The 13257-nt window shown below is 72.8% G+C and carries 13 protein-coding genes and 1 tRNA gene; 8 read left to right on the top strand and 6 right to left on the bottom strand.

Features of this window, described 5'->3' with window-relative positions:
* The first annotated feature begins 105 nt into the window (after positions 1-105).
* Positions 106-510, top strand: coding sequence for a PaaI family thioesterase (locus ACI782_RS16915; protein ID WP_456911236.1), 405 nt, complete (start codon positions 106-108; stop codon positions 508-510).
* A gap of 31 nt (positions 511-541) precedes the next feature.
* Here the strand turns inward: ACI782_RS16915 and ACI782_RS16910 are convergent, their stop codons facing one another.
* Positions 542-937, bottom strand: a complete 396-nt coding sequence (locus ACI782_RS16910; RefSeq protein WP_456911235.1) for a VOC family protein — start codon at positions 935-937, stop codon at positions 542-544.
* Between the two features lie 50 nt (positions 938-987).
* Positions 988-1629 (bottom strand): GNAT family N-acetyltransferase, encoded by a 642-nt coding sequence (locus tag ACI782_RS16905; protein ID WP_456911234.1) that lies wholly within the window; start codon positions 1627-1629, stop codon positions 988-990.
* Positions 1630-1874: 245 nt separating this feature from the next.
* Here ACI782_RS16905 and ACI782_RS16900 point away from each other — a divergent pair, with 245 nt between their 5' ends.
* The 5 genes from ACI782_RS16900 to ACI782_RS16880 all read left to right on the top strand — a co-directional run bounded on the left by ACI782_RS16900 (position 1875) and on the right by ACI782_RS16880 (position 6637).
* Complete coding sequence (locus ACI782_RS16900) at positions 1875-3179, top strand: ABC transporter permease subunit (protein ID WP_456911233.1); 1305 nt, start codon at positions 1875-1877, stop codon at positions 3177-3179.
* Positions 3180-3182: 3 nt separating this feature from the next.
* Entirely contained in the window at positions 3183-4181 is a 999-nt protein-coding gene (locus ACI782_RS16895; protein WP_456911232.1) for a branched-chain amino acid ABC transporter permease, read from the top strand.
* Complete coding sequence (locus tag ACI782_RS16890; protein ID WP_456911231.1) at positions 4171-5223, top strand: ABC transporter ATP-binding protein; 1053 nt, start codon at positions 4171-4173, stop codon at positions 5221-5223. Before ACI782_RS16895 ends, ACI782_RS16890 begins: the two co-directional genes overlap by 11 nt.
* Positions 5220-6077, top strand: a complete 858-nt coding sequence (locus ACI782_RS16885) for an ABC transporter ATP-binding protein (protein ID WP_456911230.1) — start codon at positions 5220-5222, stop codon at positions 6075-6077. The genes ACI782_RS16890 and ACI782_RS16885 overlap by 4 nt, the downstream gene beginning before the upstream one ends.
* Before the next feature lie 140 nt (positions 6078-6217).
* Positions 6218-6637 carry a DUF7712 family protein gene (locus ACI782_RS16880; protein WP_456911229.1) on the top strand — a complete coding sequence of 140 codons (420 nt, stop codon included), beginning with the start codon at positions 6218-6220 and terminating at the stop codon, positions 6635-6637.
* A gap of 90 nt (positions 6638-6727) precedes the next feature.
* Here the strand turns inward: ACI782_RS16880 and ACI782_RS16875 are convergent, their stop codons facing one another.
* Positions 6728-8062 (bottom strand): ABC transporter substrate-binding protein, encoded by a 1335-nt coding sequence (locus ACI782_RS16875; RefSeq protein WP_456911228.1) that lies wholly within the window; start codon positions 8060-8062, stop codon positions 6728-6730.
* A 191-nt stretch (positions 8063-8253) separates the two neighbouring features.
* Positions 8254-8853, bottom strand: a complete 600-nt coding sequence (locus ACI782_RS16870; RefSeq protein ID WP_456911227.1) for an ANTAR domain-containing response regulator — start codon at positions 8851-8853, stop codon at positions 8254-8256.
* Between the two features lie 80 nt (positions 8854-8933).
* Between ACI782_RS16870 and ACI782_RS16865 the strand changes: the two genes are divergently transcribed.
* Positions 8934-9007 (top strand) — tRNA-Leu (locus tag ACI782_RS16865).
* Between the two features lie 39 nt (positions 9008-9046).
* Positions 9047-10786: an aminotransferase class V-fold PLP-dependent enzyme gene (locus ACI782_RS16860; protein WP_456911226.1), complete on the top strand. Its 1740-nt coding sequence runs from the start codon at positions 9047-9049 to the stop codon at positions 10784-10786.
* A 1-nt stretch (position 10787) separates the two neighbouring features.
* Here ACI782_RS16860 and ACI782_RS16855 read toward each other — a convergent pair whose 3' ends face one another.
* Together ACI782_RS16855 and pyk are read right to left on the bottom strand one after the other, a co-directional pair.
* A complete protein-coding gene (locus ACI782_RS16855) occupies positions 10788-11672 on the bottom strand; it encodes an acyl-CoA thioesterase (RefSeq protein WP_456911225.1) in 885 nt (294 codons plus the stop codon).
* Positions 11669-13084 carry a pyruvate kinase gene (pyk, locus tag ACI782_RS16850; protein ID WP_456911224.1) on the bottom strand — a complete coding sequence of 472 codons (1416 nt, stop codon included), beginning with the start codon at positions 13082-13084 and terminating at the stop codon, positions 11669-11671. Before pyk ends, ACI782_RS16855 begins: the two co-directional genes overlap by 4 nt.
* Positions 13085-13257 lie beyond the last annotated feature (173 nt).

The following is a 13257-nucleotide window of genomic DNA, read 5'->3' as shown; positions in this document are numbered from 1 at the left end:
GACCGGAGCGGACATCGGGCCCGATCCTAAGTCCGGGTACCGACGTCGCCGACGTCCCGACGGGCACCGGCGGGCCGCGGAGCCCGTGCTGGTTACCGTGCCGGGGTGACCCTCGCCCGCCCCGACTGGCTGCCACCGGGCTTCTCCAGCCCGCTCGACGAGAAGCTCGGCATCGAGATCACCGACTACGACCCCGACCACCTGGTCGCGACCATGCCGGTCGAGGGCAACCAGCAGCCGGCGGGGCTGCTCCACGGCGGGGCCACCTGCGCGCTGGTCGAGACGGTCGGCTCCTGGGCCGCGGCCCTCGGCGCGGGCCCGGGCCGGCGCTGCGTCGGTGTCGAGCTCAACGTCAGCTACCTGCGGGCGGCCACGAGCGGGACGGTCACCGCCGTCGCCACGCCGGTGCGGCGCGGCCGGACGCTGGCCACCTTCCGCGTCGAGGTCAGCGACGAGGCCGGCCGGCCCACGGCCACCGCCCGGCTGACCTGCATGCTCCGCGACGGCTGAGCGGCGGACCGCTCGCCGCTCCTCCTCGCCGCTAGGGGAGGTTCAGCTGCCAGGAGACGCCGAACCGGTCGTCCACCCAGCCGAAGCGGCGGCTGAAGCCGTAGTCACCCAGAGGCATCAGGACGCCGCCGCCGTCGGACAGGCCCGCGAACAGCCGGTCGAGCTCCTCGGCCGAGGCGACGTCGACGAAGACCGAGAACGACGGCGTGAAGGTGAAGGCGTGCACCGGGGGGCTGTCGAAGCAGCGGAACACCTGCCCGGCGATGGAGAAGGTGGCCTGCTCGACCGTCCCCTCCACGCCCTGCCCCTCCGCTCCCCAGCGGGTGAGGGTCAGGACGCGTGCGTCGTCGAACAGCGACGTGTAGAGCTCGATGGCACGCTCCGCGTCACCGGTGAACATGAGGAAGGGGGTCACCTGCTCCGGCATGGCGGCAGGCTAGCCGGGGTCCCCGACAGCCCCGCCCGCGTGGACGGCGGTCAGCCCTCCGCCGCATCCACCGTCGGGACCACCCGCGCGACCGGCCGGCGGCGCACCGCGGGACGGCGCGGCACCGGGATGACCAGCCCGCCGCGCTGCCAGGCCGACAGGGCCCGGGCGAGGGTCTCCCGCGGCACGATCCGACGGGTGGTGAGCGGTGCGAACCCCATGCGGGCGAAGAACCGCTGGCGCTCGGCCTCGTGCCCGCCGACGGCGGCGACGACGTGGTCGGCGCCCGCCTCGGTCGCGTAGGCCACCGCGGCACCCAGCAGCGCCGCCCCCGCCCCGCGACGGCGGTGCTCGCGGTGGACCACGAGGTTGTCGACCGTGACCTGCGGGACGCCGAGGACCACCGAGAGCGGGTCCAGCCCGAGGATCGCCAGGCCCACCACCAGCTCGCCGTCCACCCCGCCGTCCGGGGCGTTGGGGCCCGGCAGCACCGCCAGCGCCACCCGGTGCTCCGGATCGGCGAGCAGCCTGCGGAACCCGGCCGCCGCGGCCGCTCCCGGGGTCTGTCCGGTGAGCACCCCCTCGGCGTGCGCCTCGGCCCGGTGCTGACGCACCAGGGCGAGGACGGCAGGCAGGTCGTCGGGACGCGCCGCGCGCGTCGTGACGAGGGACCGCGAACCGGATCCTGACACCGGAGTCCTCCCCTGGACGGTGGCAGCAGAGTGCACCTCCCGGAGCCCCTGGGCACGGCGGCGCGCCGCTGGCGCGACGGGGGTGACAGGGACGGCGTGTCGCGGAAAGGTCACAGCTCACGGTGAGGGCAGCGACCTCGAACACAGCCGGGTTAGGGTCCCCCCTCACTCAGCACGCCCAGGGAGGTCGAGTGACGCACGCGCCAGGCCGTGTCCGACGGCACGGTCGACGACCAGGTCCGCCGGTGGACCCCGCCGGATCGACAGGCCGGTCCGGTTCCGCCGTCCGGCGCCGCCACCTGGTCCGGGTGCTCCTGGTCGCCGCGTTCGGGCTGGGGCTCGCCGCGTTCGCCCCGGGCATCGCCCAGGCCGAGGGCGAGCAGGTCGCCGGGACGCTGCAGACCAGCCGCAGCGGGCCCATCGAGGGCGTCGAGATGACCGTCACCACGGCGGACGGTCAGGAGGTCGACTCGGTCGAGACCGACGAGCAGGGCCGGTGGGAGGTCGACCTCCCCGGCCCCGGCCAGTACGTCGTCACCCTCGACTCCGGGGACCTGCCCGAGAACGTCCAGCTGGCCGGCGAGGACAACCGCACGGTCACCGTGGAGGAGGGCCGCCGGCAGGCGGTCATCATCGGCCTCAACGACGGCAGCCGGGAGGGCGGAGGCGGCAGCGTCCGCGCCATCCAGCTGCTGGTCGACGGCATCCGCTTCGGCCTGCTCATCGCCATGTGCGCGGTCGGCCTGTCGCTCATCTTCGGGACGACCGGGCTGACCAACTTCGCGCACGGCGAGCTGGTCACGATCGGCGCGGTCGTCGCGTGGTTCATCAACGTCGAGGGCGGGGTCCCGCTGATCCCGGCCGCGCTGATCGCCATGGTGGTCGGGGCGGCGGTCGGAGCGCTCAACGAGGTGGGGCTGTGGCGGCCGCTGCGCCGCCGCGGCACCGGCCTCATCGCGGCCCTGGTCGTCTCGATCGGCCTGTCGCTGGCCCTGCGCTACCTCATCCAGCTGGTCTACGGAGGCCGCTCCAACCCCTACCAGGGCGTCGGTGGCGGCCGAGCGGTCGACTACGGCCTGTTCCGGCTGACCAACGCCGACCTCATCTCGATCGTCATCTCGATCGTCGTGCTCCTGCTCGTCGCCCTGATGCTGCAGCGCACCAAGATCGGGAAGGCCATGCGGGCGGTCGCGGACAACCGGGACCTGGCCGCCTCCTCGGGCATCGACGTCAACCGGGTGATCCTGGTCGTCTGGATGATGGGCGGAGGCCTCGCCGCGCTCGGTGGGGTGCTGCTCGGCCTGTCCGACCAGGTCCAGTGGGACATGGGCTTCCGGCTGCTGCTGCTGATGTTCGCCGGCGTGACCCTCGGCGGTCTGGGCACCGCCTACGGCGCCCTCATCGGGAGCCTCGTCGTGGGTGTCTTCGTCCAGATGTCGACGCTGGTCATCCCGAACGACGTCAAGTACGTCGGCGGTCTGCTGCTGCTGATCGTCATCCTCGTCATCCGGCCCCAGGGGATCCTGGGCAGCCGCGTCCGGGTGGGCTGATCCTTGAGCGAAGTCATCAACGCACTCGCCGTCGCGGGCAAGGCCGCGCTGGGCTTCCAGGCGATCTTCTTCGTCCTGCTGGCCGTCGGCATCAACGTGCAGTTCGGCTACACGGGCCTGCTGAACTTCGGCCAGATCGCCTTCGCCATGCTCGGCGGGTTCGGCATCGCCATCTCGGTGAGCAAGTGGGGCCTGGACTTCTGGGTCGGCGTCGCCATCGGCCTGCTGGCCGCGATCGTGCTCGCGCTCCTGCTCGGTCTGCCCACCCTGCGGCTGCGCGCGGACTACCTGGCGATCGTGACCATCGCCGCGGCCGAGGGGTTGCGCCTGCTCTTCCGGTCGGTGTCGGCGACGCCGTTGACCAACGGCACGCGCGGCATCTCGGCGTTCAACGCCGACTTCCTCGCGCTGGCACCGTGGGCGACCAACGAGCGCTACCGCATCCTGGGCACCAGCTGGTCCGGCGGGGAGCTGTGGGTCGCCTTCGTGGGCTGGACGCTGGTGCTCCTGTCCTGCCTGCTCATCTGGGCACTCATGCGCAGCCCGTGGGGCCGCGTGGTCCGGTCCATCCGCGAGGACGAGGACGCCGTGCGCGCCCTCGGCAAGAACGTCTACGTCTACAAGATGCAGGCGCTGGTCATGGGCGGCATCCTCGGCGCGATCGGCGGGATGGTCTACGCCGTCGGCACCGGCTCGGCGATCCCCGACCAGTACCAGAACGCCAACACCTTCCTGGCCTACGCCGCGCTCATCCTCGGCGGCGCCGCGACCGTCTTCGGTCCGGTGATCGGGGGGATGATCCTGTTGTTCATCCTGCAGTTCGCCGACGCCGGCCTGCGGGCGTTGATCGACAACGGGGTGATCCCCGAGGGCCTGCTCACCTCCACCGACGTCGCGACCATCCGCTTCGTCCTGGTGGGGCTGGGGCTCATGCTGTTGTTGGTCTTCCGGCCACAAGGCATCTTCGGTGACCGACGAGAGGTGATGCTCGATGCCCGCTGACCCGACGCCTGACCAGCCGGGACAGCCCGAGCCCCCGGCCGGCAGCGCAGCGCACGCCGCGTCCCTCGACCCCGCAGCCGGCGGCGCGCCGCGCCGGCTGGCCCAGGCCGCCCTGCGCGACGTCGCGTGGGAGGTCGGGGTCGCCAAGCCCGACCCGATCGTCGTGGTGGACGGCGTGACCCGGACCTTCGGCGGCCTCACCGCGGTGGCGGTGGAGCACCTGGAGGTCCAGCGCGGCGGCATCACCGGCCTCATCGGGCCCAACGGTGCCGGCAAGACGACGCTGTTCAACCTGCTCACCGGGTTCGACCAGCCCAACGCCGGCCGGTGGACCTTCGACGGCAGGTCGCTGTCCAACCTGCCGCCGCACCGCGTCGCCCGGCTCGGCGTCGTCCGCACCTTCCAGCTGACCAAGGCGCTGTCCCGGCTCACCGTGCTGCAGAACATGCTGCTCGGCGCCCAGGGCCAGAAGGGCGAGAGCTTCTTCGGGGCGCTGCTGCCCGGGTCCTGGCGGTCGCAGGAGCGGGCCAACACCGAGAAGGCGATGGAGCTGCTCACCCGCTTCAAGCTCGACGCCAAGAAGGACGACTTCGCCGGCACGCTCTCGGGCGGTCAGCGCAAGCTGCTGGAGATGGCGCGGGCGCTGATGAGCGACCCCAAGGTCGTCATGCTCGACGAGCCGATGGCCGGGGTGAACCCGGCGCTGACCCAGAGCCTGCTCGGGCACGTCAAGGACCTGCGCGAGCAGGGCATGACGGTGATCTTCGTCGAGCACGACATGGACGTCGTCCGGGACATCAGCGACTGGGTCGTCGTGATGGCCGCCGGCCGGGTGATCGCGGAGGGGCCGCCGGAGTCCATCAGCCAGAACCAGGCCGTGGTCGACGCCTACCTCGGCGCCCACCACGACGCCCCGCTCACCGTCGAGGACGAGGACCGGGTGCTCGCCCAGGCCGAGCGCGAGATCGCCCGCGAGGAGCACGCCGAGGGCGACGACGTCCTCAGCTCCGACGTCCCGCCCCAGGAGAGGACCGACCGATGAGCGACCCCCTGTTCGAGGTCGACGAGACCGGCGAGGACCTCACCCGCGCCGAGCAGGCGGCCTCCCCGGCCGCGACCCTGTCCCCCGCGGAGAAGGCCGCGACCCGCGAGGAGCACGTACGGCTGGCCGAGGGCGCGCTGGTCCGGGCCGACGATCTGGTGGCCGGGTACGTGCCGGGCGTCAACATCCTGCGGGGCTGCGACTTCTACCTGCAGGACGGCGAGCTCGTCGGCATCATCGGGCCCAACGGCGCCGGCAAGTCGACCCTGCTCAAGACGCTGTTCGGGCTCATCCCCGTCCGGTCCGGCTCGGTGACGCTGCGCGGTGAGGACATCACCTCCGCTCCCGCGCACCGGCTGGTGTCCCTCGGGGTCGGCTACGTGCCGCAGAACAACAACGTGTTCCCCTCGCTGACCATCGAGGAGAACATGCAGATGGGGGTCTATCTGCGGCCGAAGACGTTCAAGGAGCGCTTCGACTACGTCATCGACCTGTTCCCGCTGCTCGGCGAGCGGCGCAAGGGCAAGGCCGGGGCGCTGTCGGGCGGTGAGCGGCAGATGGTGGCCATGGGCCGGGCGCTGATGATGGACCCGTCGGTGCTGCTGCTCGACGAGCCGTCGGCCGGCCTCTCCCCCGCATACCAGGACGAGGTCTTCATCCGCTGCCGGCGGATCAACGCCACCGGGGTCTCGATCATCATGGTCGAGCAGAACGCCCGGCGGTGCCTGCAGATCTGCGACCGCGGCTACGTCCTCGACCAGGGGCGCAACGCCTACACCGACACCGGGGACAACCTCATGCACGACCCGAAGGTCATCGAGCTGTACCTGGGCACCCTCGCCAAGGCCCACTGAGAGAGGACCCCGTCCTCCTCACCGCTCGCAGGCTCGCGGCGAGCCTCTGGACGGGGCCGACCGACGGCGCCGTCCCCGAACCGGGGACGGCGCCGTCGCGCGTCTGCAGGTCGTGGCCGTGGGCGGGTAGGGCTGCTGCCATGAACTGGACCTGGAGCATGCGGTCCCGCGACGGCGGGATGAACGGCCTGGAGTTCGCCCGCGCCACGACCGCCGGGGGCTTCCGCCGGGTGCTGGTGCACGCGGCGCCCGCCCAGCTGCGGGTGGAGGTCGTGGCCGACGACGACAGCCTCGTCCTGCGCGCCGACGCCGACCGCGAGGACGACTACTCCCCCATCACGCTGCTCGAGCTCGACGACGACGACGTCCGCCGCAGCGAGGTCTGGCCCGGGCCGGAGCTGCACGGCCTGCCCGTCGTCCTGCCCGGCGGGGAGGTCGGCGTCCTCACCGCGTGGGAGCACGCCGAGGACCGCAGCTGGTGGCGGTGGTCGGTGGAGTTCTCCAACCACAGGGGGCGGCCGGCCGACTGGCAGCCGGCCGGCCAGCGCCTGCAGCGCTGACCGCGGCCGGACGGCACAGTGGCCCGGCACCTGCCGGTGCCGGGCCACTGCGGAGGAGCCGCGCGCCGAGTCGCCCCGGCGCCGGGGATCTCAGCGCTGCGGGCCGATGCCGTTCGCGTTGAGCCCCTCGATGATCCGCGAGGACTCGTCGAACCCGATGACCGCGATGGCGTCGGGGTTGAAGTCGACCATCTGCTGCACCTCGGAGTCGAAGTTCGCCGCTTGCGGGTCGTAGACGATCGTCGTGATGTCGCCCTCGGCGAGACCGGCCGCCACCAGGTTGTTCTTCACGTTCTCCGCGAGCCCGGTGCCGTAGGGGTCGTTGAGCGCGAGGATCCCGACGGTGTTGTTGCCGTCTTCGATGATGAGGTCGGCCAGCGCCTCGGCCTGCAGGGTGTCCGGCGGCGCGGTGCGGAAGTACAGCCCGTTGTCGTTGTACGTCGTGAACTGGTCCGACGTGTTCGCCGGGGAGAACTGCATGACGCCGGCACCGGTGATGGTGTCGATGACCGTGAGGCTCACGCCGGAGGACGCCGCACCGATGATCGCGTTGGCGCCCGCCTGCAGCAGGGCGTCGACCGACTGGGTGGCGATGTCGGTGGTGGTGTCACCGGAGTCGCGCTGGATGAGCTGCACCTGCTGGCCGAGGACACCGCCGGCGGCGTTGATGTCGTTGACGGCCAGCTGCGCGGCGGCGATCTCGGGCGGGCCGAGGAAGGCCAGGTTGCCGGTCTCCGGCAGCAGGGTGCCGATGATCAGCGGCTCCGGGCTGGTGGTGCCGGCCGGGGCCGGGGCCGGGCTCTCCGCGGTGCTGGCGTTGGCCTCGTCACCGGGGATGACGTAGCGGGTCGCGCTGTCGTCGATCCGGTTGTCGTCACCGAACTGCTGGATGCCGATGCTCGCCTGGGCCGGCTCGCCGGCGTCGGTGAAGCTCAGCGGGCCGGACTGGCCGTCGTAGTCGACGTCGCCGCCGTTGTTGACGATCTCGAGGCACGAGGTGAAGTCCTCGCACTTGTCGCCGCCGGCGGTGACGCCGTTGACGTAGTCCTTGAAGACGTTGGCGTCGTTGGTGCCGGCCATCTGGGCGGCCAGCGCCGTGATCACGACCGCGTCGTAGGTCTCACCGGCGTAGTTGTAGTCGACCAGGTTGGGGTCGACGCCGAGCAGCCGGTCACGGAAGTCCCCGGACAGCTCGGTGAGGGGCAGGGTGCCCTTCATGCCGGCGAGCGCGCCGGGCTCGGTGAAGTCCTCACCGAGGGCGTTGCCCATGTTGCCGTCGGACCCGTAGACGTTGACCTGCTTCTCGCCGCTGTCGCCGCCGCCGCTCGCGCTGCCGCCCTCGTCGTCGCCGCCGCCGCAGGCGGTCAGGACGAGCAGGGCCGCAGCCGAGACAGCCGCGCTCCGGGCGAGGATGCCTGTGCGCATCAAGCCACTCCCACTGTGCTGTCGGTGGTGCACTCGGCCAGCCCGGCGCGGGCTGGCCCCATCAGTGGGGGGAAGGTAACCGCTGCCCCGAGGCCCCGACCGAGGGGCGACCGGACCGTGATGAGGTCGTGACCTCCCGGATCCGGGCGCGACACACGGTGCCCGCGGTCCTCACCGGGCGGAGACGCAGCTCACTCGGCCGCCGGGGCGTCGGCCCCCTGCGGCTCGAGGACCCGCTGCGCCAGCGCCTTCATCGAGGTGCGCTCGTTCATCGCCGTCCGCTGGATCCAACGGAACGCCTCGGCCTCGGTCATGCCCTGCTCGGTCATCAGCTTGCCCTTGGCCTTCTCGACGACCTGGCGGGCCTCCAGGCGCTCCTCGAGGGTCCGGACCTCGCCGTCCAGGGCCGAGATCTCGGCGAACCGGGCCCGGGCCACCTCGATCGCCGGCACGAGGTCGTTCTTGGAGAACGGCTTCACCAGGTAGGCCATCGCCCCGGCGTCGCGCGCCCGCTCCACCAGCTCCCGCTGGCTGAAGGCGGTGAGCACGATGACCGGCGCGACCCGCGCCGTGGCGATCTGCTCGGCGGCCGAGAGGCCGTCCAGGACGGGCATCTGGATGTCGAGGATCACCAGGTCGGGTCGCAGCTCGGTGGCGCGGTCCACGGCCTGCTGCCCGTCGCCGACCTCGGCGACGACGGAGTACCCCTCCTCTTCCAGCATCTCCTTGAGGTCGAGGCGGATGAGCGCCTCGTCCTCGGCGATGAGGACCCGGATCGTCTCGCTGCTCACGCGCGGGAGCCTATCGATGCCACTGCGTCGGTGACGCCCGGTTAGGCTGCTCGGGCAGCCGGGGTTCGTCGCCCCGGCACGCCCCCGTACCCCAATCGGTAGAGGGAGCGGATTCAAAACCCGCGCAGTGTGCGTTCGAGTCGCACCGGGGGCACCTCACACGGCTGAACGGCGGCCGCCATACGGTGGCACCGTGAGCGAGCCGACGCCGACGCCCCCACACATGACCCCCGAGCAGTTCCGGCAGCACGGGCACGAGGTCGTCGACTGGATCGCCGACTACTGGGCCCGCGTCGGCTCGTTCCCGGTCCGCTCCCCCCTCGCACCGGGTGACGTCCGCGAGGCCCTGCCCGCCGCGCCGCCGGAGCAGGGTGAGCCGTTCTCGGCCGTCCTGGCCGACCTCGACCGCGTCGTCCTGCCCGGGGTCACCCACTGGCAGCACCCCGGCTTCTTCGGCTACTTCCCGGCCAACACCTCCGGCCCCTCGGTGCTCGGCGACCTCGTCTCCTCGGGCCTCGGCGTCCAGGGCATGTCCTGGGTGACCAGCCCGGCGGCCACGGAGCTGGAGCAGCACGTCCTCGACTGGTTCGCCGAGCTGCTCGGCCTGCCCGAGGCCTTCCGCTCGTCCGGCCCCGGCGGTGGCGTCGTCCAGGACTCCAGCTCGGGGGCGAACCTGGTCGCGCTGCTCGCCGCGCTGCACCGGGCCAGCGGTGGGGAGACGGTGCGCGGGGGCGTCCGCCCGGAGGAGTACACCGTCTACGTCTCGGCCGAGACGCACTCGTCGATGGAGAAGGCGGTGCGCATCGCGGGCCTGGGCAGCGACGCCGTCCGCATCGTCGAGGTGGACGGCGACCTCACGATGCGCCCCCAGGCGCTGAGGACCCGGCTTGAGCGCGACACCGCCCGCGGGTTCCGGCCGGTGCTCGTGTGCGCCACGGTCGGGACGACGTCCACCACCGCCGTGGACCCGCTCGCCGAGCTCGGCCCCGTCTGCCGCGACCACGGCGTCTGGCTGCACGTGGACGCCGCCTATGCGGGCGTGAGCGCCGTGGCGCCGGAGCTGCGCGAGCTGCAGGCCGGGGTGGAGTGGGCCGACAGCTACACCACCGACGCGCACAAGTGGCTGCTCACCGGGTTCGACGCGACGCTGTTCTGGGTCGCCGACCGGGCCGCGCTGACCGGCGCCCTGGCGATCCTGCCGGAGTACCTGCGCAACGCCGCCACCGACGCCGGCGCCGTCGTCGACTACCGCGACTGGCAGATCGAGCTCGGCCGCCGGTTCCGCGCCCTCAAGCTGTGGTTCGTGCTGCGCTGGTACGGCGCGGAGGGACTGCGGGCCCACGTGCGCTCGGGGGTCGCGCTCGCCCAGGAGCTGGCGTCCTGGGCCGCGGCCGACGACCGGTTCGACGTCGCCACGAAGCACCCGTTGTCGCTGGTCTGCCTGCGCCCCCGCTGGGCCGACGACGTCGACGCCGACGTCGCCACCATGACGCTGCTGGAGCGGCTCAACGACGGCGGTGAGGTGTTCCTGACCCACACCACGGTGCGCGGGCAGGCGGTCCTGCGCGTGGCGATCGGCGCCCCGGCGACCACGCGGGACCACGTCGAGCGCGTCTGGACGCTGCTGTGCGAGGGCCACGACTGGCTGGCCGCCGACTTCGCCGAGTCGGCCGCCGAGCGGGCCAGGGTGGAGGCGGAGCGTCGCGCCGCGGTGTCGGAGGTGCCGGCCGCCCAAGACGAGACGGCGACCCAGGCGGCGGCCCAGGAGGGCCTGGCGGCCGCCGAACAACCGGTGGACGGACAGCCGGTCGAGGAGCAGCCCCAGGAGGCACCGGAGACCGCCGAGACCCCCGAGGCCGACACGTCCCCCGCCGAGACCGCCGAGCAGGCCGCCGTGGCCGTCACCGGGGACGGCGAGGGCACCGGCTCCTGAGTCAGCGCTGCACGGGCCGCAGCAGGCCCTCCTGGGCGGTCGTCGCCACGTGCGTGCCGTCGGCCGCCCAGATGCGGCCGAAGCACAGCGCCCGGCCGCCGCTCGCCGCCGGGCTGTCGGTCTCGTAGAGGAACCAGTCGTCGGCCCGCGCCGGCGCGTGGAACCACACCGCGTGGTCGAGGCTGGCGCCGACGTAGCGGTTCTGCCAGCCGCCGACGCGGGCCAGCCCGGCGCCGAGCAGCGTGAGGTCACTGACGAAGGTCAGCGCCGCCGCGTGCACGGCCGGCCGGTCGGGCAGCCGGCCGGCGACCCGCATCCAGACCCGGGTCGCGGTGTCCGGCGGCTGCTTGGCGACGCCGGCGAAAGGGTCCTCCAGGAGCCGCTGCTCGACCGCCCGGCTGATCTCCAGGGCCCCGGAGGACTCCTGGCCGTGCGCCGCGGCGACGTCGGCCAGCGAGGGCAGCTCCTCCGGCGCGGGGACGTCGGGCATCGGCAGCGCGTGCTCGACCACCGGCGGCTCGCCCGCGGTGAAGTCGGCGGTCAGGGCGAAGACGGCGACGTCCTCACCCTTGCGCCGCTGGCACCCGATGACCCGGCGGGTGGTGAACGACCGGCCGTCGCGGATGCGGTCGACGGTGTAGCGGATCTCCTCGTGCGGGTCGCCCGGCCGCAGGAAGTAGGCGTGCATCGAGTGCACCCCGCGCTCGGCCGGCACCGTCAGCCCCGCGGCCATCAGCGCCTGCCCGGCGACCTGGCCGCCGAAGATCCGCTGCAGCCGGGTGGTCGGCGTCCGGCCGACGAAGACGTCGGGCTCGCGCTCCTCGAGGTCGAGCACGTGCAGCAGCGAGGCGGCCTGGCTGTCGCCGTCCCCCGCCGGGCCGGTCACGAGTCGGTCCCCACCTCGTGCACCCGGATGAGGTTGGTCGAGCCGGGGGTGTTGGGCGGGCTGCCGGCCACGACGACGACCCGGTCGCCCTCCTTGAGCCGGCCGATCGCCAGCAGCGAGAAGTCGACCTGCTGGACCATGTCGTCGGTGTGCTGCACCTCGGGCACGAGGAAGGTCTCCACGCCCCACGACAGCGCCAGCTGGCTGCGCACGCGGGGGTCGACGGTGAAGGCCAGCAACGGCTGGCGGGGGTGCAGCGCGGCCAGCCGGCGGGCGCTGTCACCGGTCTGCGTGAAGGTGGCGAGGGCGTTGACCTGCAGGCTCTCGCTGACGTCGCGGGCCGCTCGGACGATCGCGCCCGACCGCGACCGCGAGCGGCGGACGAGCTCCGGGGCGGCGACGTTGTCGCTCTCGACCGCGTCGATGATCCGCTCCATCGTCCGGACGGCCGCGATCGGGTAGCGGCCGACCGAGGTCTCCCCCGACAGCATCACCGCGTCGGCGCCGTCGAGGACGGCGTTGGCGACGTCGGATGCCTCGGCGCGGGTGGGCCGAGACGAGCTGATCATCGACTCGAGCATCTGGGTGGCGACGATGACCGGCTTGTTCCGCTCCCGGGCGGCCTGCACGGCCCGCTTCTGCACCAGCGGGACCTTCTCCAGCGGCAGCTCCACGCCGAGGTCGCCGCGGGCCACCATGACCCCGTCGAAGGCCTCGACGATCGCCTCGAGGTTCTCCACGGCCTCGGGCTTCTCGAGCTTGGCGATCACCGGGACGAAGACGTCCTCCTGGCGCATGATGTCGCGCACCAGCTCGACGTCGGCCGGCGACCGCACGAACGACAGCGCCACGAAGTCCACCGACAGGTGCAGCGCGAAGCGGAGGTCCTCGGCGTCCTTCTCGGACAGGGCAGGCACGCTCACCGCCACGCCGGGCAGCGACAGGCCCTTGTTGTTGGACACCTCGCCGCCCTCGACGACGAGACACCACACGTCGGGACCCTCCACGGCCACCACCGAGAGCGCCAGCTTGCCGTCGTCCACCAGGAGGCGGTCGCCGACCCGGGCGTCGGCCGCCAGGCCCTTGTACGTCGTCGACACCCGCTCGGCAGTGCCCTCGACGTCGTCGACGGTGATGCAGACCCGGCTCCCGGTCTGCCACTGGACCGGGCCGTCGGCGAAGGTGCCGAGCCGGATCTTGGGGCCCTGCAGGTCGGCCAGGACGGCGACGGCGTGGCCGGTCCGGTCCGACGCCTCACGGACCATCGTGTAGGCGCGCTCGTGGTCGGCGTGCGCGCCGTGGCTGAAGTTCAGGCGGGCGACGTCCATCCCGGACTCGACGAGGGCGGTGACCTGCTCCTGGGAAGAGGTCGCCGGCCCCAGCGTGCAGACGATCTTGGCGCGACGCGACATGGGTCAAACGCTATCGGCCCCGCCCCGCTCCCGTGCGGCGAGTCCCTGTGAGCGCTCACACGCCGCCGGCGAACGACCCGGGGCAGGTCGGAGGACCCCGTCCTCCTCACGCCTCGCAGGCTCGGCGCGAGCCTCGGACGGGGCGGGGACGGGGTCCCCCCCGAGTGGTCCTC

It is taken from the genome of Geodermatophilus sp. SYSU D00703 (genome assembly GCF_054050155.1).
This window is presented reverse-complemented; position numbering and strand designations above follow the sequence as displayed.

Coding starts and splice junctions, on each gene's coding strand:
- ACI782_RS16910 (WP_456911235.1), bottom strand. CDS start 937: ATGCCGGAGCAGGTGACCCCCTTCCTCATGTTCACCGGTGACGCGGAG.
- ACI782_RS16890 (WP_456911231.1), top strand. CDS start 4,171: ATGCCCGCTGACCCGACGCCTGACCAGCCGGGACAGCCCGAGCCCCCG.
- ACI782_RS16885 (WP_456911230.1), top strand. CDS start 5,220: ATGAGCGACCCCCTGTTCGAGGTCGACGAGACCGGCGAGGACCTCACC.
- ACI782_RS16880 (WP_456911229.1), top strand. CDS start 6,218: ATGAACTGGACCTGGAGCATGCGGTCCCGCGACGGCGGGATGAACGGC.
- ACI782_RS16875 (WP_456911228.1), bottom strand. CDS start 8,062: ATGCGCACAGGCATCCTCGCCCGGAGCGCGGCTGTCTCGGCTGCGGCC.
- pyk (WP_456911224.1), bottom strand. CDS start 13,084: ATGTCGCGTCGCGCCAAGATCGTCTGCACGCTGGGGCCGGCGACCTCT.